General features: G+C 61.6%; 18 protein-coding genes. 13 read left to right on the top strand and 5 right to left on the bottom strand.

Annotation, left to right across the window (positions count from 1 at the left end; all coding sequences use genetic code 11):
• Positions 1-66: 66 nt before the first annotated feature.
• Genes solA through ACIQLI_RS16905 form a run of 4 tightly spaced genes read right to left on the bottom strand, consistent with a single transcriptional unit; the run spans position 67 to position 3,828 of the window.
• On the bottom strand, positions 67-1,200 hold the full coding sequence (gene solA / locus ACIQLI_RS16920) for an N-methyl-L-tryptophan oxidase (protein WP_400390470.1): 1,134 nt from the start codon (positions 1,198-1,200) through the stop codon (positions 67-69).
• A gap of 2 nt (positions 1,201-1,202) precedes the next feature.
• Positions 1,203-1,970 (bottom strand): amino acid ABC transporter ATP-binding protein, encoded by a 768-nt coding sequence (locus ACIQLI_RS16915; protein ID WP_400390469.1) that lies wholly within the window; start codon positions 1,968-1,970, stop codon positions 1,203-1,205.
• Positions 1,967-2,863, bottom strand: a complete 897-nt coding sequence (locus ACIQLI_RS16910; RefSeq protein WP_400390467.1) for an amino acid ABC transporter permease — start codon at positions 2,861-2,863, stop codon at positions 1,967-1,969. Before ACIQLI_RS16910 ends, ACIQLI_RS16915 begins: the two co-directional genes overlap by 4 nt.
• Positions 2,864-2,907: 44 nt before the next feature.
• Positions 2,908-3,828, bottom strand: coding sequence for an ABC transporter substrate-binding protein (locus tag ACIQLI_RS16905; protein WP_400390465.1), 921 nt, complete (start codon positions 3,826-3,828; stop codon positions 2,908-2,910).
• A 340-nt stretch (positions 3,829-4,168) separates the two neighbouring features.
• On the opposite strand from ACIQLI_RS16905, the gene ACIQLI_RS16900 reads away from it, so the two are divergent.
• Genes ACIQLI_RS16900 through ACIQLI_RS16880 form a run of 5 tightly spaced genes read left to right on the top strand, consistent with a single transcriptional unit; the run spans position 4,169 to position 9,803 of the window.
• Positions 4,169-4,843 carry a haloacid dehalogenase type II gene (locus ACIQLI_RS16900; protein ID WP_354226425.1) on the top strand — a complete coding sequence of 225 codons (675 nt, stop codon included), beginning with the start codon at positions 4,169-4,171 and terminating at the stop codon, positions 4,841-4,843.
• Between the two features lie 28 nt (positions 4,844-4,871).
• Entirely contained in the window at positions 4,872-6,149 is a 1,278-nt protein-coding gene (locus tag ACIQLI_RS16895) for an NAD(P)/FAD-dependent oxidoreductase (RefSeq protein ID WP_400390463.1), read from the top strand.
• 14 nt (positions 6,150-6,163) lie between these two features.
• A complete protein-coding gene (locus tag ACIQLI_RS16890; RefSeq protein ID WP_400390461.1) occupies positions 6,164-7,708 on the top strand; it encodes an aldehyde dehydrogenase family protein in 1,545 nt (514 codons plus the stop codon).
• Complete coding sequence (locus ACIQLI_RS16885; RefSeq protein ID WP_400390459.1) at positions 7,705-8,826, top strand: tartrate dehydrogenase; 1,122 nt, start codon at positions 7,705-7,707, stop codon at positions 8,824-8,826. Before ACIQLI_RS16890 ends, ACIQLI_RS16885 begins: the two co-directional genes overlap by 4 nt.
• A complete protein-coding gene (locus ACIQLI_RS16880) occupies positions 8,823-9,803 on the top strand; it encodes a D-2-hydroxyacid dehydrogenase (RefSeq protein WP_400390457.1) in 981 nt (326 codons plus the stop codon). Before ACIQLI_RS16885 ends, ACIQLI_RS16880 begins: the two co-directional genes overlap by 4 nt.
• A 6-nt stretch (positions 9,804-9,809) precedes the next feature.
• Here ACIQLI_RS16880 and ACIQLI_RS16875 read toward each other — a convergent pair whose 3' ends face one another.
• Positions 9,810-10,832 (bottom strand): DUF808 domain-containing protein, encoded by a 1,023-nt coding sequence (locus tag ACIQLI_RS16875; RefSeq protein WP_400390455.1) that lies wholly within the window; start codon positions 10,830-10,832, stop codon positions 9,810-9,812.
• Positions 10,833-11,039: 207 nt separating this feature from the next.
• On the opposite strand from ACIQLI_RS16875, the gene ACIQLI_RS16870 reads away from it, so the two are divergent.
• The 8 genes from ACIQLI_RS16870 to ACIQLI_RS16835 all read left to right on the top strand — a co-directional run bounded on the left by ACIQLI_RS16870 (position 11,040) and on the right by ACIQLI_RS16835 (position 19,798).
• Positions 11,040-11,168 (top strand): hypothetical protein, encoded by a 129-nt coding sequence (locus ACIQLI_RS16870; RefSeq protein WP_400390453.1) that lies wholly within the window; start codon positions 11,040-11,042, stop codon positions 11,166-11,168.
• Between the two features lie 170 nt (positions 11,169-11,338).
• Positions 11,339-12,406, top strand: a complete 1,068-nt coding sequence (locus tag ACIQLI_RS16865) for a LacI family DNA-binding transcriptional regulator (protein ID WP_400390451.1) — start codon at positions 11,339-11,341, stop codon at positions 12,404-12,406.
• Between the two features lie 78 nt (positions 12,407-12,484).
• The gene (locus tag ACIQLI_RS16860) at positions 12,485-14,155 is read left to right on the top strand and encodes an ABC transporter substrate-binding protein (RefSeq protein ID WP_400390449.1); all 1,671 of its coding nucleotides are present in this window, start codon (positions 12,485-12,487) and stop codon (positions 14,153-14,155) included.
• Between the two features lie 121 nt (positions 14,156-14,276).
• Positions 14,277-15,254, top strand: coding sequence for an ABC transporter permease (locus ACIQLI_RS16855; RefSeq protein WP_354226443.1), 978 nt, complete (start codon positions 14,277-14,279; stop codon positions 15,252-15,254).
• Between the two features lie 11 nt (positions 15,255-15,265).
• On the top strand, positions 15,266-16,201 hold the full coding sequence (locus ACIQLI_RS16850) for an ABC transporter permease (protein WP_354226445.1): 936 nt from the start codon (positions 15,266-15,268) through the stop codon (positions 16,199-16,201).
• Positions 16,198-17,160, top strand: a complete 963-nt coding sequence (locus ACIQLI_RS16845; RefSeq protein WP_400390447.1) for an ABC transporter ATP-binding protein — start codon at positions 16,198-16,200, stop codon at positions 17,158-17,160. Before ACIQLI_RS16850 ends, ACIQLI_RS16845 begins: the two co-directional genes overlap by 4 nt.
• Entirely contained in the window at positions 17,157-18,251 is a 1,095-nt protein-coding gene (locus tag ACIQLI_RS16840; protein ID WP_400390445.1) for an ABC transporter ATP-binding protein, read from the top strand. Before ACIQLI_RS16845 ends, ACIQLI_RS16840 begins: the two co-directional genes overlap by 4 nt.
• Positions 18,248-19,798: a glycoside hydrolase family 32 protein gene (locus ACIQLI_RS16835; RefSeq protein WP_400390443.1), complete on the top strand. Its 1,551-nt coding sequence runs from the start codon at positions 18,248-18,250 to the stop codon at positions 19,796-19,798. The genes ACIQLI_RS16840 and ACIQLI_RS16835 overlap by 4 nt, the downstream gene beginning before the upstream one ends.
• The last annotated feature ends 165 nt before the right edge of the window (positions 19,799-19,963 follow it).

Here is a 19,963-nt window from a genome sequence, read left to right as displayed (position 1 = left end):
CTTAGGAACTGTAGATTGTCAACAATATGCGATCAATGAGGTATTCCGCGATCAGGGCAGTACTCGTCAGGACTCTTGGAATCTCTGTGGACGAAGGAAGTCCAAACCGTCAAACCAGCGCTTGCCCAGTGCCTCGCTGGCTGCAATTTCCCCGTAGCCGGTAGCCATCTTGAAACCGGCTCCCGAATACCCCGTCGCGGAGTAAATCCTGCTGGACTCACTGAGGAAGCCCATCAACGGCTGCGAATCCGAAGTGAAGAGGTCCGGGTAGGCATCGGAGCGTACGATACTTGGAATCAAACCAGGGAAGAATTCCGAAACTGTCTCTGTTGTCTCCGAAATCTCGTCAGGGGTGAGATCCCGGGGCACTGAATCGGCGGCGGGAGTTGGTGCTCCTCGGCCATCGAGCGTGGCTTTGACGGTGACGCCATCCACTGCTGGTGCGCCGTACATGGAGCGATCACCGGAAATCCTGATGAAGACCGGAAACTTCTCCGGTGAGAATTGCTCTGCCTCACGGGCGACGAACCATGAAAGGAAGATCCTCTTGGTTTCGGTGTGGGCCCTGAGGTATTCGGGCATGAGCTGTTTGGACCATGCCCCTGAGGCGACAATGACCCGTTCGAAGGTCCAGGAATTGGCACCGGATGTGATAACGACGCCAGTGTCGGTTTCAGTGATGCTGTCAATAGGAGTGTTGGTGTTCACTGTTGCGCCGTTGGCCTCGGCTGCGGTGATGGCCGCGGTGATGGCACGATCGGTTCGCAGGGCGCCGGCATGGGGGTCGTAAACGGCGATGTCGTCGGGCCGGAGGTTGTGTTGCGGGTAGCGTTCCGCCATTTCCCCGCGGCTGAGGACCTGATGGATGGCTCCGGTAACCCGTGTGGTTTCGAGAAGGCTTTTCAGGTATGACCCGTCGCTTGTGCCGATGGAGAGTCCGCCGCAGCGGGTCAGAATACTTTGGCCCGTCTCGGCTTCGAGTTCCGCCCAGAGTTCGCGGGAGCGGCTCAGGATGGGGTAATAGACAGGGTTCCCCCGGTAAATCATCCTGAAGAGCCGGGTGTCTCCGCCGGCGGCGCTGCGTGCGTGGGCAGGGGAGTGCGCTTCGAATCCGACCACGGAGTCGGTGAGCCGGGAGGCTTGCCAGAGGGCCATGCTGCCAATGCTGCCCAAACCGATGATTGCGAGCTTTCCGTCCATGGTTAGAGGACCTGCTTGAGGAAGGCCTGGGTGCGGGGTTCTTTGGGATTGGTGAGGACTTCGCGGGCGTCGCCGCGTTCTACGACGTTGCCGTCGTCCATGAAGATCAGGGAGTCTGCTACTTCGCGGGCAAAACCCATCTCGTGGGTGACGACCACCATGGTCATGCCTTTTTTGGCGAGGTCCTGCATGACGGCCAGGACTTCACCGACCTTTTCGGGGTCCAAGGCGGAGGTCGGCTCGTCGAAGAGGATGATTTCGGGGTTCATGGCCAGGGACCGGGCGATGGCGACGCGTTGTTGTTGGCCCCCGGAGAGTTCGGCAGGGTAGCGGTCACCGAAGGCGCCGAGGCCGACGCTGGTGAGCAGTTCCTGGGCTTGTTTGGCTGATTGCTTTTTGTCGGCACGCTTGACCAGTACGGGCCCGGCCATGACGTTGTCGCGGGCAGTCATGTTGGGGAAGAGGTTGAAGGACTGGAACACCATGCCCACGCGGGTGCGTTGTTGGGCCAGTTTTTTAGGTGGCAGGGCGTGGTAGGCGTTGTCGGTTTCGTAGTAGCCGAAGTTTTCGCCATTGACTTTCAGGATGCCGGAGTCGACGGTTTCGAGGCCGTTGATGCAACGCAGCAGGGTGGATTTCCCGGAGCCGGAGGGGCCGATGATGCAGCAGATTTCGCCGCTGGCGATCTCAAGGTCGACGTCTTTGAGGACTGTCTTGGGTCCGAAGGATTTCCGGATTTTGTGGGCTTGGATGGTGCCGTCAGCGTTCATCGTGCGATGCCTTCCGGTGCGGTGAGTGTCACTTTGCGGGCTTTGCGGGGGACCCGGGCGGAGGTGTGTGAGTATTTTCGCTCGAGTTTTGATTGGGGGTAGCTCAGCAGCATGGTCATCACCAGGTACCAGAGGCTGGCGACGATCAGCAGCGGGATGGTTTCGTAGGTGCGGGCGTAGATGAGTTGAGCGCTTTGGAGGAGCTCGGCGACGCCCAGGACGGAGACCAGGGAGGTGCCTTTGAACATGCCGATGACCTGGTTGCCGGTGGCCGGGATGATGGAGGGCATGGCTTGGGGGATGATGACTTTGCGCATTTTCATGGCCCCGCTCATGCCCAGGGAGTCGGCCGCTTCGATTTGGCCTTTGCCCACGGAGGAGAATCCGCCGCGGATGATTTCGGCCATGTAGGCCGCTTCGTTCAGGGTCAGGCCGATCAGGGCCGCGGTGATGGGGCCCATGAGTGCGTTGGTGTCGATCGCGGTGCCGATGTCGGTGAACGGGATCCCGATGCTCAGGTTCGGGTAGAGGGCGGAGAGGTTGAACCAGAAGATCAGTTGGACCAGGACCGGCGTGCCGCGGAAGATCGTGATGTAGACCCCGGCGAGGGCTGCGATGGGTTTGATGGTGGAGGCCCTCATGATGGCCAGGCCAAGTCCCAGGAGCGTGCCCAGGGCCATGCTTGCCACGGTGAGGAAGATGGTGAGCATCAGCCCGCGCAGGATGGATTCGTGCGTGAAGTACTTCGCTACGACGTCCCATTTGAAGTTCGGGTTCGTCGCGACCGAGCTCAGGACGCCGATCCCGACCAGGATGCACACAACCCAGGAAACGTACTCGAAGGTGCTGCGCCGCTTCAGCCGCGGCTTCAACGCCGAATCCAACCCGCTCATCGCTTTGCTTCTTTCCATGGTCGCTTGCTTCATCGGAGCACCCACTAGTTCAGTTTGGCGTCGGTAATGGCTCCGGACTCCAGGCCCCAGTTGTCGAGGGACTCTTTATACTCCGGAGTCTGAAGAACGGACTGCAGCGCCGTCTGGAAAGCCGGCGTCAAGGGAGAGCCCTTCTTCAAACCGATTGCCGTCAGGTCGCTGGCCCCCACATCAACGCGGCCGACCAGTTCGAAGGATCCCGGCTGCTGCTTCTCAGCCCACGCAAGTGCAGTTGTGTCGTACAGGATGCCGTCAATGCGCTTGGAGTGCAGCTGGGTCAGGGCGTCCTGGACATTGGGCAACGTCACGCCATTGATGGCCGGTTGTCCCTTTGACGTGCAGCTCTGTTCACTGAGTGCAGGGAGGCGCTTAAGCTGGCCTGTTGATCCTTGGGTGACGGCGATGTTCTTGCCGCACAGGGTTTCAACGGTGAGATTGAGCGGATTGCCTTTGGGAACGGCCACGGAGTTGCCGGCCTTGAAGTAGTCGATCATGTCCAGGACCTTGAGGCGCTCTTCAGTCTTGGACATGGTGGTGGCGGTGAAATCGAAGCGGCCGCCATCGAGTCCGGGAACAATGGTGTCGAATTTCGTGTCTACGAACTTCAACTTCAGGTCCAGCTTCTTTGCAATGAGCCTGGCGATATCGGGGTTGAGGCCGATCGCGGTTGTATTGTCCTCGGCCAGGAAGGTGGTGGGCGGGTAGTGCAGGTCCATGGCAACGGTGAGCTCACCTTTGTCCTTGATGGACTGCGGCAAGAGTGCCACGGCAGCTGAGTCCGGCTGGACACCTTCGGAAATGTCGGTGGTGTCAGCGGTCTTGCTGTTATCTGCGGAGTCGCTGTTGGCGGTTCCTCCACATGCGCTCAGTGCCAGGAGGACGGCCAGTCCTGCAGCTGCGGTCTGCGCGTTGGTTCGAATCTTCATGGTGGTTTCCCTTCGAGGGGAGTCTGGGGTGGGGAGGGAGAAGTCTTGAGTTGAAATGTGATCCGGATCTCTCCGTCATCTACTGCAATGCAACCCTCTCAACAGTAGATTGTCAACAATTTACAGAAACTTTTTGACCGGCTCCCTCAGTTGAGAATCATTCCGGTTTTCAGGCAAAACTGTTGACAATTGACAATTTCGGGTCCTAGAGTCGGAACAGCGGTCCAGCATCTTCCCGGCCCGCCGTGCAGGACATTGCGGCGCATCCCCGCCGAATTAGGCACCTTCATGAGCGGCCAGCCCGCCCCCATCCCCGACACGTGATAAGAACGGAATCGACATGGCAGAGACCAACTTCCGGCCGAAGTACATCTCCTTTGACATCTACGGCACCCTGATCAACTTCGACATTGATCCCACCACCCGGCGTCTGCTCGATGGACGGATCTCTGAAGAGCAGTGGCCCACGTTCAAGAAGCAGTTCCGCGGATACCGCTTCGACGAAGTCCTCGGCGACTACAAGCCATACGAGCAGATCCTCCAGGACTCTTTTGACCGTGTGTGCAAGCGCTGGGGGATTGGGCCGACCGAAGGTGCCGGCGCAGCTTTCGCTGACGCAGTCCGCGGCTGGGTTGCCCACGAGGACGTGCCGGCCCCGCTGAAGCTGATGGGTGACAACTACCAGCTCGTGGCACTTTCCAATGCGGACACCAGCTTCCTGGACATCAGCATTCCCAAGCTCGGCGCAAACTTCCACGCAGTCTTCACCGCCGAACAAGCCCAGGCATACAAGCCGCGCTACCAGGCTTTCGAGTACATGTTGGACACCCTGAACGCAAAGCCGGAAGACTTCCTGCACGTCTCCTCCCACACCCGCTACGACATGCATCCCATGCACGACATGGGCTTCCGGAACCTCTGGATGCTGGACCGCGGCTACGACCCCATTGGTCATGGCTACGACCTCAGCACAGCGAAATCCCTGGACGAGATCAACAAGCACCTCGGACTCTAAAAACGACTACGAGGCGAAAGGCCACCCCGTGAAACTTGTTCCCTACTGGCTTGACACTGCAGAGCCATCCGGCGATTACCGCCGCACTCCGGTCCCGGAGAATGTTGATGTTGCGATCATCGGCGCGGGCTTTACCGGGCTATCCGCAGCCCTTGAATTCGCCAAGCAAGGTGCCAGCGTTGCTGTCTTCGAGCGCCACACTGTTGGCTGGGGTGCGTCGGGCCGCAACGGGGGCATGGCTACCACTGGTTTGGCCATTGGTTTCAGTACGGCAGTCAAACGCTACGGAGCTCCCCGTGCCGTTGACATGTTCCGTGAATACAACGACGCCATCGAAACCATCGAGAAGCTGGTGTCCGACAACGGGATCGACTGCGACTTCAAGCGCTTCGGCAAGCTCTCGCTTGCGTTCCACACGTCGCACTACGACGGCTTCTTGAAGTCCCAGGAGCTGCTTGCGAACCTCGTGGATCACCACGTGAAGATCATTCCGAAGGCAGAGATCCACACCGAAATCGGGACGGACTTCTATCAGGGCGCCATGATGGACCCCCTGGGTGCCGGTCTTCATGTGGGCAAGTTCGTACACGGGCTGGCGAAGGCGGCAGCCGACAAGGGCGTGGACATCTGCGAGACCGCAGCCGTCACTGAACTGAACAAGGTTTCGGGCACGGTCCATGACGTCCACACCACCCGCGGCATTACCCGTGCAAAGCAGGTCCTGGTGGCCACAAGCGGCTACACGGGCAACATCACCCCGTGGCTGCAGCGTCGTGTGATTCCGGTAGGCAGCTTCATCATCTGCACTGAGCCGCTGTCCGAAGAGGTGGTCAACCGCATTCTTCCCAACAGGCGACAAGCATCTGACAGCAAGATGCTCACCTACTACTTCCGCATTACCCCGGACAACAGGCTGCTGTTCGGTGGTCGCGCCCGGTTCGCGCTGTCCAGCCCGGATTCCGATGTCAAAAGTGCAGAGATCCTGCACAAGGCCATGACCGAACTTTTTCCCTATCTATCCAACGTCAGGGTGGATTACATCTGGGGCGGCCTGGTGGACCTTTCGATGGACCAGATGGTGCACGCGGGTGTTCATGACGGCCTGTTCTACTCGCTCTGCTATAGCGGACACGGCGTACAGATGGCCGCTCATATGGGTAAGAGGATGGCGCACTACATGGCCGGTGACAAACAGGCGAACGTGTGGGAAGACCTGAAGAACCCGCCCGTGCCCGGCCACTTCGGCCCGCCGTGGTTCCTGCCTTTCATTGGCGGAGCCGCGAAGATCATCGACCGCATCAAATAGGCAGGGCAGGACCCATGAGTTCATCAACAAAAGTGGCTCAAACGCGCCCTGAAACAGGGCAGGAAACGGCGTACAGGCGGGCAAGTATTGCTGCTCTGCCAGGCGGCGCGTTCCTGGAGGGCCGTTGGGAGACGGCTGACAGGATCCTTGAAGTCCGGGACCCCGAAGACGGCGTCCTTTTGGGGACGGTGTGTTCCTCCACTCCACAGGATGTACGGCGGGCGGTTGCCTATGTTTATCGCCATCTGCAGGAAGGTGAGTGGACCCTCCGGGAACGGCGGGAGGCCTTGGACCGTGCTGCAGTGCTGCTAGCGGACCAGTCCGGGCGGTTTGCGGAGATCATTGCCGCCGAAAGCAGCAAGACCATTACCGAAGCTGAGCGTGAAGTCCGCCGATGCATCGAGACGTTGCGGCTGTCCGCTGGGGCGTCGAGCGAACTGACAGGGGAGACTCTGGCGTTTGAAGACAGTATCGCCGGGGGCAATAAAATCGGCTGGTACAACCGGAAGCCCGTGGGCATTGTCGCGGCGATCACACCTTTCAATGATCCGCTCAATCTTGTGGCGCATAAGCTGGGCCCGGCGTTGATCGGAGGCAACGGCGTCGTACTTAAACCCTCAGGACGCACTCCGCTGACCGGGCTTGCCTTCATCCAACTGTTGTTGGAAGCTGGCGTACCTGCCGGTCGCCTGGCGGCCGTTGTCTCGGGGCCCGGCGTCTCGGAAGCTATTGTGACCGATCCCCAGGTGGATCTCATCTCTTTCACGGGTGGGCCGAAGACCGCCGACCGCATCGCGGCCGCCGCAGGAGCGAAGAAGATCCTCTCTGAACTCGGCGGCAACAATGCCACGATCGTCTGCGCAGACGCAGACGCCGAGGCAGCTGCCGAGGCGATAGTGGCCGGCGCCTTCGGCGTGGCGGGCCAAAACTGCCTGTCGGTGCAGCGTGTCTACGTTCATATCTCTTTGTTCGATGACGTCCTGGACAAAGTGGTCGTTGGAAGCCGGGCGCTGCGCGTCGGCGCCAAGCTGGATCGTTCCACGGACGTCGGCCCGCTCATCAGCGAAGCTGAAGCCCGCCGGGTGGAGGAATGGGTGGAGGAGGCCAAAGCGCTTGGTGCCACCGTCCACGTGGGTGGTCAGCGCCGTGGGGCCTTCTATCAGCCGACCGTCCTCACGGACGTGCCGGCTGATGCGCTGGTCATCAGCGAGGAAGTATTTGGTCCGGTGCTCAGCATCATGCCATTCATCCAGGTCTCTGATGCCATCCGTGCTGCCAACGACTCGGACTACGGGCTGCAGGCCGGCGTCTTTACGGAGTCGATCGGACTGGCCCTGGCCATTGCCGAGAAGCTGCACGTGGGTGCCGTGGTCATCAATGGGACCAGCGACGTCCGCATTGACTCCATGCCCTTCGGAGGGTTTAAGAAGTCCGGTGTCGGGCGCGAAGGTGTCAAACACGCGGTACGCGAGATGACCGAACCCAAAAGCACCATCATCGCCTTGGCAGGGACAGCCACCCACTGGCAGCAACTCACCTCAGAACGGAATGAGTCATGACAACCCACAAAATCGCAGTTATCGCGGGGGATGGAATCGGCAAGGAAGTTGTCCCTGCAGCCATCAAATGCCTCGAACGGATCGCGCACCTCCATACCATCAACCTCGAGTTCACGCACTTCGACTGGGGCTCGGACTACTACGTCGAGCACGGGCGGATGATGCCGCCTGACGGTCTGGAGCAGCTCGCGCAGTACGATGCCATCTTCCTGGGCGCTGTCGGCGCTCCGGAGGTTCCGGACGCCGAATCCCTGTGGGGACTCCTGATCCCCATCCGACGTGAATTCCAGCAGTACATCAACCTGCGTCCCGTCAAAACGCTCGACGGCGTCAAGTCACCGCTGGCGAACAAGGAACCGATCGATATCCTCATCGTGCGTGAAAATAACGAAGGGGAGTACTCGGAGGTCGGTGGCCGCGCCTACCGCGGGCTGCCCCACGAGACCGCCGTCCAGGAAACCATCTTCACCCGCCTCGGGGTATCACGGGCCGCGCACTACGCCGCATCGTTGGCATCTTCCCGGAAAGGGCAGCTGACCTCGGCCACCAAGAGCAACGGCATCATCCACACCATGCCCTTCTGGGACGAAGTAGTGGAAGAAACCACCCGCCTCTATCCCGACGTCACGCTCACCAGCGAACTGGTGGACGCGCTGGCCGCGCACCTGGTCCTGAAACCCTGGACCTTTGACGTCATCGTCGCCTCCAACCTGCTGGGCGACATTCTTTCGGACCTGGGCAGCTCCGTCACCGGATCCATCGGCGTAGCCCCCAGCGCCAATCTCAATCCCGAAGGTGACTTCCCGTCCCTCTTCGAGCCCGTCCACGGATCAGCCCCGGACATCGCGGGCAAGGGCCTGGCAAACCCCGTAGGCCAGATCTGGTCCGGAGCAATGATGCTCCAGCACCTGGGCCATCCGGAAGCTGCCGGGCACCTGCAACTGGCCTTCGAGTCAGCCTTGCGGGAGGGCCTGGGCACCCGGGACGTCGGAGGGCCCTCGTCCACCTCGGAGTTCACCGCCGCCGTCCTGGCTGCCATCGACGGCGTGGCGGCTGTCGGCCGGCCGGAAGCCGCCGCAGGAACGAAGCCAGCGGCAGCAGCGGCGTCGTCAACATGACGCCCGCAGGCGTTCAACGACCTACTGTTGCTGTCCTGTACCGGGAAGACTTGCCGCCCCGATTGGACGAGATCGAAGAGCTGGCCGAAGTTCGCCTGACCAAGGCAGAGGGCCTCGCTGCAGCAATGAACGGCGCGGACGTGCTGTATCAGTGGCATTCCTTTTCGCCGGCACTGCGGGAGAACTGGGCTGCAGCTTCGACGCTGAAATGGGTCCACGTTTCAGCGGCCGGTGTCAGTCAGCTTCTGTTCGATGATCTGATCGCCAGCGACGTTGCCTACACGAACTCGCGCGGCGTCCTGAGCCGTGCAATAGCCGAGTTCGCCCTGGGGTTTGTCCTGGATATCGCGAAGGATTCGCAAGGTTCACTCAAGCTTCAGCAGGGCAGGCGTTGGCGGCATCGGGTCACCCGGAAGGTCCAGGGCCAGCGTGCGCTGGTGGTAGGAACCGGCTCCATTGGGCAGGAAATCGCGGAATTGTTCACTGCCGTTGGCCTTCGCGTCAGCGGTGCCGGGCGCAATAGCCGGCCAGGTGACGGGTGCTTTGAAGAGATCCACTCTTCCAAACACCTGGCCCTGGTTGTCCGCGACTTTGACTACGTGGTGCTGGCTGCACCGCTGACCGACGACACCAAAGGCTTGGTGGACAAGGATGTCCTTTCAGCAATGAAGCCCACGGCGCACCTCATCAATGTGGGCAGGGGGGAACTGGTGCGCACCGAGGCGTTGGTGGACGCGCTTCGCTCTGGATCCATTGCGGGGGCCGCACTCGACGTGGTCCATCCTGAGCCACTTCCGGCGGAACACCCGTTGTGGATCATGGACAACGTCATTCTCACCCCTCACATGAGCGGCGATACCCAGGACTATCTTGATGATCTGGGGAAGCTCTTCGTGGAAAACCTTAAGCGGTTCAGCCGGGGTGAACCACTGCAGAATGTGGTGGACAAGAGTCTGGGGTTCGTTTCCGCTCCGTGAATCCCGCTAGGACACCGGACCGTCATGACCTTTGGCAGGCCGGTGACCGGAGATCGCAGCACGGACATCGCCCTCTTTGTGCCCGTCCTTTTTCTTGCCGAACGGCAGCACCTTCAGAAGCGGGTGCAGGATGACCATGATGACCAGGCCCCAGATGGTGCCGAGTATGGCTGAGCACAGTGTGTTGACCAGCCATGCGAGGAAGCCACCCACAACGGGAATTCCGGCAAAGGGTGTCTCGAGGACATGGACAAGGTCGTACGGGCCGTGCCAGCCGAGGTCGTGTGCCCCCTGCAACATGATGTGGCCGCCAACCCAGAGCATGGCGATGGTCCCGATGAAGGTGATCGCGGCCAGGACAGCGGGCATTCCCTTGACGAGAAGCCGGCCGAAGCGTTGGGAGCCCGCGGAGTCCTTGGTGGTCAGGTGCAGGCCGATGTCATCCATCTTGACGATGAGTCCTACCGCACCATAGACGATGACCGTGATCGCGATCGCTACGACGACCAGGATGAACGCCCGGGCCCAGAGAGACTCGGTGGCTACCTCGTTCATGGCGATCACCATGATCTCGCAGGACAGGATGAAGTCGGTGGTGATGGCGCCCTTGGTCACCTTGGCCTCGGCTTCAGGGCCGCGTTGGACAGCCGGTGCTTTCTCGGCATCAGCATGGCCGCGGAGCTTGTGCCAGACCTTTTCGGCGCCCTCGTAGCAGAGGTAGGAACCGCCCAGCATGAGGATGAACGGAATGATTCCCGGGATGAAGGCGCTGACGAGCAGCAGCGCCGGCAGGATGATCACCAGCTTGTTGCGCAGCGAGCCCCAGAAGATCTTTTTGATCATGGGCAGTTCGCGGGATGGGTCCGCCCCGGAGACGTACTGCGGGGTGACGGCGGCGTCGTCGATCACAACGCCGGCGGCTTTGGCCCCGGCCTTGGCGGCTCCTGCTGCGATGTCGTCCACTGAAGCGGCCGCGATGCGGGCCAGGGCAGCAATGTCATCCAAGAGGGCGACGAGACCGCCGCTCACAGAGCTGCTCCGTCCTGGCTAAGGCCGGAAGGCTGGGCATGGATAACTGGTACGAGGAGCATCAAAGGCATGCTCGGATTATACGTTGGCTGGTTAAAACAAGGGTGGGCGTGACGCGCCTTCACCATGACATTGCCACCTGAAATACACCCATGCGCGGGCTTTTCCTGCCGGGTATCGCCGGCGTGATCCACCTATGCTGGCTTCATGTCTACTGATGAAGAGAAGGATCCTCCCGTACCTGCCCACCTTGAGGGCAAAATGCCGAGAAAGGTCCACGACGCCCCCGGCCACGACAAGAAGGAACCAACCAAGGAAGAACCTGACGCACGTTAGTTTGTCGGAGGGGCTCACAGGAGTGTTGACAGACTCGAAGTAACGCGGGTAACCTAAGTCACATGCTCGCTTAGTAACGCGCGTTACCAACTCCGCGTTACCAAGCAGGCGGACCAGACAAAGAAGGTCTGGTCCGACACTCAGAACACCGAAGAACACCGGAGCATTCGATGGCGAAAAGCACCACCCCTGGCACTGCGGCTGTCCGACAGCGCGGGGTCACCATGAAAGACGTCGCCAAACATGCCGGTGTTTCCCGGACTGCTGTTTCCTTTGTGCTGAGCAACCGCGAAAATGCCAGCATCTCAGCGGAAACCCGCACCCGGATCAACGACGCCGTGCAGGAATTGGGCTACCGCCCCAACGCCGGTGCCCGTGCGCTGGCTTCACAGCGCAGTGACTGGTACGGGATCGTCACGGAGATCGTCACGGCACCCTTCGCCGTCGACATCATCAAGGGTGCGCAGGACCAAGCCTGGCTTGACCGCCGGTTCCTGCTCATCGCGCCATCGGACCAGGCCGATGCCGTAGGACCCAACCAGGGCCTGGAGGATGCTGCCATCGAAAAACTGTTGGAGCAACGAGTGGAAGGGCTTCTCTACGCAGCCACTTTTCACCGGGGGGTCCGGGTTCCCGAGACCGCCAATGAAGTACCCACCGTCTTGATCAACTGCTTCGACGCTGATGGAAAGCTGCCCTCGATCGTCCCGGACGAGCGTGGGGGTGGCAGGGTCGCCGTCGAACGTTTGCTCCAAGCCGGCCACCAGCGGATCGGAGTCATCAACCTTGACCCGGTTATTCCTGCTGCAGTAGGGCGGTTGGAGGGTGCGCGCGAAGCACTCTCCACCGCCGGACTGGAACTGGACCCGGAACTGGTGGTGTCCGGATACGCAACGGCGGACGGCGGCTACGACGCAGCATGCCGGATCCTGGACCGCTATCCACCGAAGGACAGGCCAACGGCCCTGTTCTGCCTCAATGACCGCATGGCGATGGGCGCTTATGACGCCATCAAAGAACGGGGCCTGACCATCCCCGGGGACATCGCCGTGATCGGCTTCGACAACCAGGAACTCATTGCGGCCTACCTCAGGCCAAAATTGACCACGGTTGCGTTGCCATTCGAAAAAATGGGCGCCTTGGGCGTCCAAACGCTTGCCGCTCTTACAGCAGGACAGCCGATCCTTGCCGACCAGCAATTGGTCGACTGTCCGCTGCTAGAACGCTCTTCGGTCTGACCGCGAAATCAACCTCGAAGAGCAACCCTTACCCACCCCTTCACCTTGGACGATGAAGATAGGAAAGAGATAACCATCATGACACAACCCCGATTCAGGGCTGCCCGGATAACAGCGGCGAGCCTTGCAATAGGCGCTATGCTGCTCACCGGCTGCACAGCCAACGTTGCCAAGACCAACACCTCCGACGCCGGTGCGAACGCCGGCGCGTTCCTCACCATCCCGCGTGAGGACATGGGCACGTTCGTGCAGAACTTCAACCCCTTCGCGCCCACGGTGAACCCCATGGTTCAGCAATCCATCTACGAATCCCTCCTCATCTTCAATCCGGCCAAGGGTGACACGGTGCCGTGGCTCGCAACCGAGTGGAAGGCAGCCGAGGATGGCAAGTCCGTCACGTTCACCCTCCGTGATGGTGTGAAATGGTCCGACGGGCAGCCTTTCGTTGCAGACGATGTTGCCTATACGTTCGAACTTCAGAAGAAGATCAAGGGCGGCTTCGAGTACCTGGACACCGTCACCGCTGAGGGCAACAAGGTCACCTTCAACTTCAACAAGCCGTGGTCGCCGGCACTTTACGACGTCGGCCAAATCACCATCCTGCCCAAGCACATCTGGTCCGCTCTGACTGACCCGGAAAAGGATGCCAACGCCAAGCCCGTGGGCACCGGACCTTATACCGAGGTAGACAGTTTCCAGGCCCAGTCCTTCGTGCTGAAGAAGAACCCCAACTATTGGCAGCCGGAAAAGCAGAAGATCGCCGGTATCAAGATGCTCGCTTTCGCAGGAAACGACGGCGCCAACCTCGCCGCAGCGAACGGCGACGTGGACTGGGCTCCCCAGTACATCCCCAACATCGAAAAGACCTTTGTCTCCAAGGACAAGGAACACCGTCAGTACTGGTTCCCGGCTACGGGTGCCATGATCAACTGGCAGCTCAACACCACCAAAGCACCGTTCAACGACGTTGATGTCCGCAAAGCACTGAGCATGGCAGTTGACCGTGAGCAAGTTACCAAAATCGGCATGAGTGGTTATGCCAAGCCGGCCGACTGCACCGGACTGTCCGGCAACTACGAGACCTGGAAGAACACCCAGGTCAAGGACAACTGCACGTGGACCAACCACGATGTCCAGAAGGCCAACGAACTGCTGGACAAAGCGGGCTACCCCAAGGGAGCTGACGGGAAGCGCACGCTGAAGGACGGCAAGCCTTTCGAATTCAAGATCTCCGTGGGTGCCACTTCGTCCGACTGGCTGTCCGTGGCCAACGTCATCTCGCAGAACCTGGCCGAAGTCGGCGTCACCACCAAGGTGGAATCCCCGGACTGGGCCGCTGTAGTTGCCGGCTATGAGACCGGCGACTTCGACTCCGGCATTGTCTGGAGCGCCAACGACCCCAGCCCGTACAAGTACTTCAACACCTCCATGGGCACAGGCACCGTGAAGCCCGTGGGCACCAAGACGTTCGATAATTACCACCGGTTCGGCGACACCACGGCGGATGCCTTGCTCGCTGACTTCGCAGCGGAGGCCGATCTGTCCCAGCAGAAGGACATCGCCAACAAACTGCAGGAAGAATACGACGACGTCGCACCCCTGGTGCCGCTGTTCTCCGGCCCTGAATGGGGCGCCTTCAACGACACCCGCTTCACCGGCTGGCCCACCGAGGCGAACCCTTACGCCACCCTCTCGGTCCGTTCACCCACAACGGTGCTGGTTCTGACCACGCTGGAACCGCGCAAGTAACGATTCGTTCGCTTTCGGCCTTGGCAGGCCTCACTCCGCACGCCCGGCGGAACGCCGGCTCACCGGCCAACGCCGCCGGGCGTGCCCCCACACTTTCCGCAATTCCCGAATGGAGGGAACCGTGCGCTTCATCCTGCGCCGTCTGGGTTTCTACCTGATCGCCTTCTGGGCATCCATCACCCTTAATTTCCTGCTCCCGCGGTTCATGCCCGGGGATCCTGTCTCCCGCATGTTCGCCCGCTCCCAGGACCGAATGCAGCCCGAACAAATCGAGGCCCTGCGTAAGCTGCTGGGTGTTGACGATCGACCCATTTGGGAGCAATACGTCGACTACCTGCAGAACATTTTCACCGGGCAGATGGGTGTTTCCATCTCCCGTTTCCCCACCCCGGTCACCGAGGTGATTTCGTCCCAAATCGGTTGGACTCTCCTGCTGGGCGGAACCGCACTCGTGATTGCCGCCGTCGTGGGTAACCTGCTGGGCATCCTGGCCGCGTGGAAGCGCGGCGGTGCGATCGACTCCGCGCTTCCGCCGGTGCTGGTGTTCATTGGCTCGTTCCCGTACTTCTGGCTCGCCATGGGCGCGCTCTACCTGTTTGGCGTGGTGCTGGGTTGGTTCCCGATCCGCCACGCTTTCACTGACGGTCTGGAGCCTGCGTTTACCTGGGAGTTCATCGGCGACGTCGGCGCGCACCTTGTGCTGCCGGCGCTGACGATCGTGCTGGTGTCCATCGGCGGCTGGATGCTCGGCATGCGGAACACCATGATCGCAACGAATTCCGAGGACTACATCACTATGGCAGAAGCCAAGGGACTCCGCCCGGGACGCATCATGCTCCGCTACGCGGCACGCAACGCCATGCTCCCATCGGTGACCAGCTTCGGCATGGGACTGGGATTCGTGGTGGGCGGTGCCCTGCTCACAGAGGTGGTGTTCGCCTATCCCGGGGTCGGATACCAGCTCCTCAACGCTGTCCAAGGCCTCGACTATCCGCTCATGCAGGGCCTGTTCCTGACCATCACCGCCGCTGTTCTGCTTGCCAATTTCCTGGTGGACATCCTCTACGTCCGCCTCGACCCGCGCGTGCGCAGCAACTAGAGGGACCGATCATGACAACCGCACTTTTGAAGCAGCCAACGCAAACTCCGGTCCGCAAGCCGAACCGCAGCTTCGTCCATGGCCTGCTCACCAACAAGAAAGCCCTGACGGGCATGGCCGTGATGATCATCTTCATCGCCCTGGCCCTCCTGGCACCGATCCTGTTTCCCGGCGACCCGTCGCGGATCACGGCCATGGCCTCGCTTGAACCATCGGCCGAGCACTGGCTGGGAACGACGGCCAAGGGACAGGACGTCCTCGCGTTGACTGTCCATGGTTCCCGGAGCTCACTGTTCGTGGGACTGACCGTGGGCTTGGCGTCCACTTTCATCGGCATCCTGGTGGGCCTTGCCTCGGCGTACTTCGGAAAGTTCATTGACGAAGCACTGTCCCTGGTCACCAATGTCTTCCTGCTCCTGCCCGGCCTGCCGCTCCTGGTTATCCTGGCCGCGTTCCTTCCGCCGGGACTGGGGACCGTGATTCTGGTACTTGTGGTGACCGGATGGGCCGGTTCCGCCCGCGTCCTGAGATCGCAGGCGTTGTCCATCCGCTCCAAGGATTTTGTGGCCGCGGCCGTGGTGTCCGGCGAACGGGCCGGCCGGATCATGTTCCGCGAGATCCTGCCCAACATGGCCTCGATCGTCATGGGCACCCTGCTGGCTTGCGTCATCTACGGCATCGGCGCCCAAGCGGGCCTGGAGTTCTTGGGCCTGGGAGACGTCAGCACGGTCTCCTGGGGCAACAACCTCTTCTGGGCCGGCAACGAAGGTGCCCTGCTCACCGGAAGCTGGTGGGTCTTTGTCCCTTCAGGCGTGTGCATCGCGCTGGTAGCTTTCGCCCTTGCCCTCATCAACTACGCCGTGGACGAGGTCACCAATCCGCGGCTTCGGAAGATCAAAACGCCGAAGACAACACCCACCAACACCGAAAGGAGCGCCGCCAAATGACCGTCTCCCAAGTTTCCTTCGGCTCCCACCAACCGGTCCTTGACGTCAGGAACCTCACCGTCAAGTACGTTGGCGACACCCGCTCCACCACCGCCGTCGACCGCGTTTCCTTCAGCATCGGCACCGGTGAGGTGTTCGGCCTTGCAGGGGAGTCCGGCTGCGGGAAGTCCACCATTGCCAACTCCATCATGAGGCTCCTGAAGGATCCCGCAAAGATCGCCGGCGGAAGCATTTCCTTCGGCGGCAAGGACGTCCTGGCCATGAGCCCGGAGGAGTTGCGGCGCTTCCGCTGGCAGGACGTGGCAATGGTCTTCCAGTCAGCCATGAACTCGCTCAACCCGGTGTTGACCATCGGCGAACAGATCGTGGATATCTTCACCACCCACGCCGGTTACTCCCGCAAAGAGTCGATGCGGCGTGCCGGTGAACTGCTGGAACTGGTGAGGATCGACCCCGCACGGCTTAAGTCCTATCCGCACCAGCTCTCCGGCGGTATGCGTCAACGTGCCGTTATTGCCATGGCCGTTGCGCTCAAGCCGTCGCTGTTGATCCTCGACGAACCCACCACCGCGCTGGATGTGGTGGTGCAGCAGGAAATCATGGCTCAAATCAAGGAGCTTCAGCGCGAACTCGGCTTCTCCGTCCTCTTCATCACGCACGATATGTCCCTCATGGTGGAACTCTCGCACCGCATGGCCGTGATGTATGGAGGCCGGATCGTGGAATCCGCCAAAGCGCAGGACGTCTACTCCACCCCGCGCCACCCGTACACCCAGGCGTTGATGGGAGCGTTCCCGCCGCTCACCGGTCCCCGCGTCCCGCTGACGGGATTGCCCGACGGCGTGAAGTTCCGGAACATTCCGGACCTCGCCGAGGTGGCACCCGGCCATTTTGTGGCTCCGTTTGGTGCCGACGCCCCGGTGGTTGACTCAGCAAACCTGGAAGGAGCCGCACGATGAGCCACTCCCTGACGACCCCGGCCGCCGTGTCCACAACCGGCACCGCTGCCCTTGAGATTCGAGGCCTGGGAAAGACCTTCCCGATTGGCAGCTTGTTCTCCCGCGATTCCGTCCGCGCCCTGCATGGGGTTGACCTGACCATTGGCAAGGGCGAAATCGTGGCCCTCGTGGGGGAGTCCGGTTCCGGCAAGAGCACCTTGGCCCGCTGTGTAGCCCGGCTCGAAAAGCCGAGCTCCGGGGAGATTCTCCTTGAAGGGATCGATGTCCTGAAGCGGGATCGTTTCCAAGCGTCACGGGCGTTTCGGTCCCAGCTGCAGATGGTGTTCCAGGATCCTTTCGGTTCCCTGAACCCGGCCCACAGGATCGAGCATTTTCTGCGGCGCTCCCTGGCGATCCACGGAAAGAACGGTGGTTCCGGGGAAGAGACCCAGCGGCGGCTCGCAGAGCTGATGACCACGGTGGGCTTGGAAGCCGACATGCTGAACTCGTATCCGCACGAGCTCTCCGGCGGTCAGCGCCAACGCGTTGCGATAGCCCGGGCCCTCGCCGTTGAACCGCAGGTCATCCTGGCCGACGAGCCTACCTCCATGCTGGACGTTTCCGTGCGGATCGGCGTGCTCAACCTCATGCGCAAACTCCGCGACGAGCAAGGCATCTCCATGCTCTACATCACCCACGACCTCGCGTCCGCCCGGTACCTGGCGGACCGGACGGCGGTCATGTTCGCCGGTGAACTGGTGGAGGAAGGCGAGTCCCTGGACCTGTTGGCCAACCCCGCGCATCCTTACACGCAGCTCCTGGTGTCCGCTGTCCCGGATCCCGCCCGGGCAGGCTCGTACGATCCCGTTCGCAGGGCCGAATTGCGGCAGGCCGTCATGGCCTCCACGCACTGCGCCTTCGACGGCGACCCGGATCAGGCCTGCTCGGCCGAAGAACCCGTCCGCCATCAGGTGGGGGACCCCGAAAACCGTCACTGGGTCCGCTGCCACCTGTACCGCCCCTGGGCTGCTGCCGGCGGCCATGCCCTGGCGAGTGAACCACTCCAACCCGGCCACCCGGCGTCGAACGCTCAAGAAGAGGCTTCCGCATGACTGAACTGACCCATCCGCTCGCTACCGTTCCGCAGGATGAGTTGGTGGCCCGCGCCGAAGCCGATCCCCTGAGGCCGCGGTTCCACTTTGTCTCACCGGCCGGTTGGCTCAATGACCCCAACGGCGTCAGCCACTGGGATGGCACCTACCACCTCTTCTACCAGTACAACCCTGAGGGCGCTTTCCATCACCGCATCCAGTGGGGTCACGCCACCAGCACCGACCTGGTCACCTGGGTTGACCAGCCTGTTGCTTTGGAACCGTCCGAGGGGCCCGACGCCGACGGTTGCTGGTCCGGGGTGCTGGTGAACGACGGCGGCACGCCCACCTTGGTGTACTCGGGACGGGCAGAGGGCAAGGAGCTGCCATGTGTCGCTGTGGGAACCCCTGACTTGCTGAGCTGGACCAAGGATCCCGGGAATCCTGTCATTGGCGCCCCGCCGGCCGGCGTTGATATCACGGCCTACCGCGATCATTGCGTATGGCGCGAGGGAAGCACCTGGCGGCAACTGGTGGGTTCAGGGATTCGCGGCCTCGGCGGCACAGCGTTCCTCTATGAGTCGTCGGACCTGCGGTCGTGGGACTACCTGGGCCCACTGTTTATCGGGGACTCCTCGCAGGGCGATCCCGTCGACACTGATTGGACCGGGACCATGTGGGAATGCGTGGATTTGTTCCGGGCAGGGGAGGGATCGTTGGGGTCTGCGCCCGCCGACGGCGCGCCGGATGTGCTGGTCTTCTCCGCGTGGGACGACGGCGAAACCCGCCATCCGCTGTACTGGACCGGCCGATACATCGGCGATACCTTCGAACCGGAGGCGCTGCACCGATTGGACTACGGGGGCCGTTTCTTCTACGCACCGCAATCGTTCCAGGATGAGTCCAACCGCCGTGTCATGTTCGGCTGGATGCAGGAAGGACGAAGCGATGCCGCCATGGTGGAAGCCGGCTGGTCGGGCGTCATGAGCCTGCCGCGCGTCACCACGTTGGCGAAGGACGGAACCCTGGAGTTCGCACCGGTTCCCGAAGTAGAGAAGCTGCGCAGAAGCCACGTCAGCGTCCCCGGCCACGTGATGGTGGCCGCGGGTACCTCCGTGGAGACCGGTGTGTCCGGACACCAGCTGGACCTCGAGCTGGACATGCAACTTGCCCCCGGTGCGGAGGTTCGGCTCGGAGTGCTCACGTCCCCGGACGGTGCCGAGGAGACGTTAATCGTGCTGAGCCGTGCTGCTGACGGAACCCCCAGCGGTACCCTTCGCCTGGACCGCAGCCGTTCCAGCCGCGACCCTGACGTCGATGGTGAAGACAAGTCCGGGCCCCTTCCCATGACCGACGGACGGGTCCACCTCCGCGTCCTGGTGGACCGGTCCGCCGTCGAAATTTTCGCCAACGGCAAGCCGCTCACCGCCCGTGTCTACCCGACCATGGGCGGCGGGCGCGTGACGCTGGCGGCCACGGAAGGTTCGGTGCGGCTCCTCTCCTTCGACGCCTGGACGATGGCCGGGATCTTTGACAGCGCCCGCAACCTCATCCCTGAAGGACTGTGAACCCATGGAATAGTTAGAAGCCAAAGGCAGGGCCACCCCAGCGGTGGCCCTGCCTTTGGTGCGTATGGCACCGGTCCCTGCGCCCGCGGTTCGGGCTTCCTGTTGCGATGGTGTGCAGGTATGGTTCCCTACGCTTGCCGAACCTGTTCTTCGGCGGTCAGTGAG

This window comes from Paenarthrobacter sp. NPDC091669, assembly GCF_044756725.1.
Classification (GTDB): domain Bacteria; phylum Actinomycetota; class Actinomycetes; order Actinomycetales; family Micrococcaceae; genus Arthrobacter; species Arthrobacter bambusae_C.
Note: the sequence above shows the minus strand (reverse complement) of the source record. Positions and strands in the feature narration are given on the sequence as shown.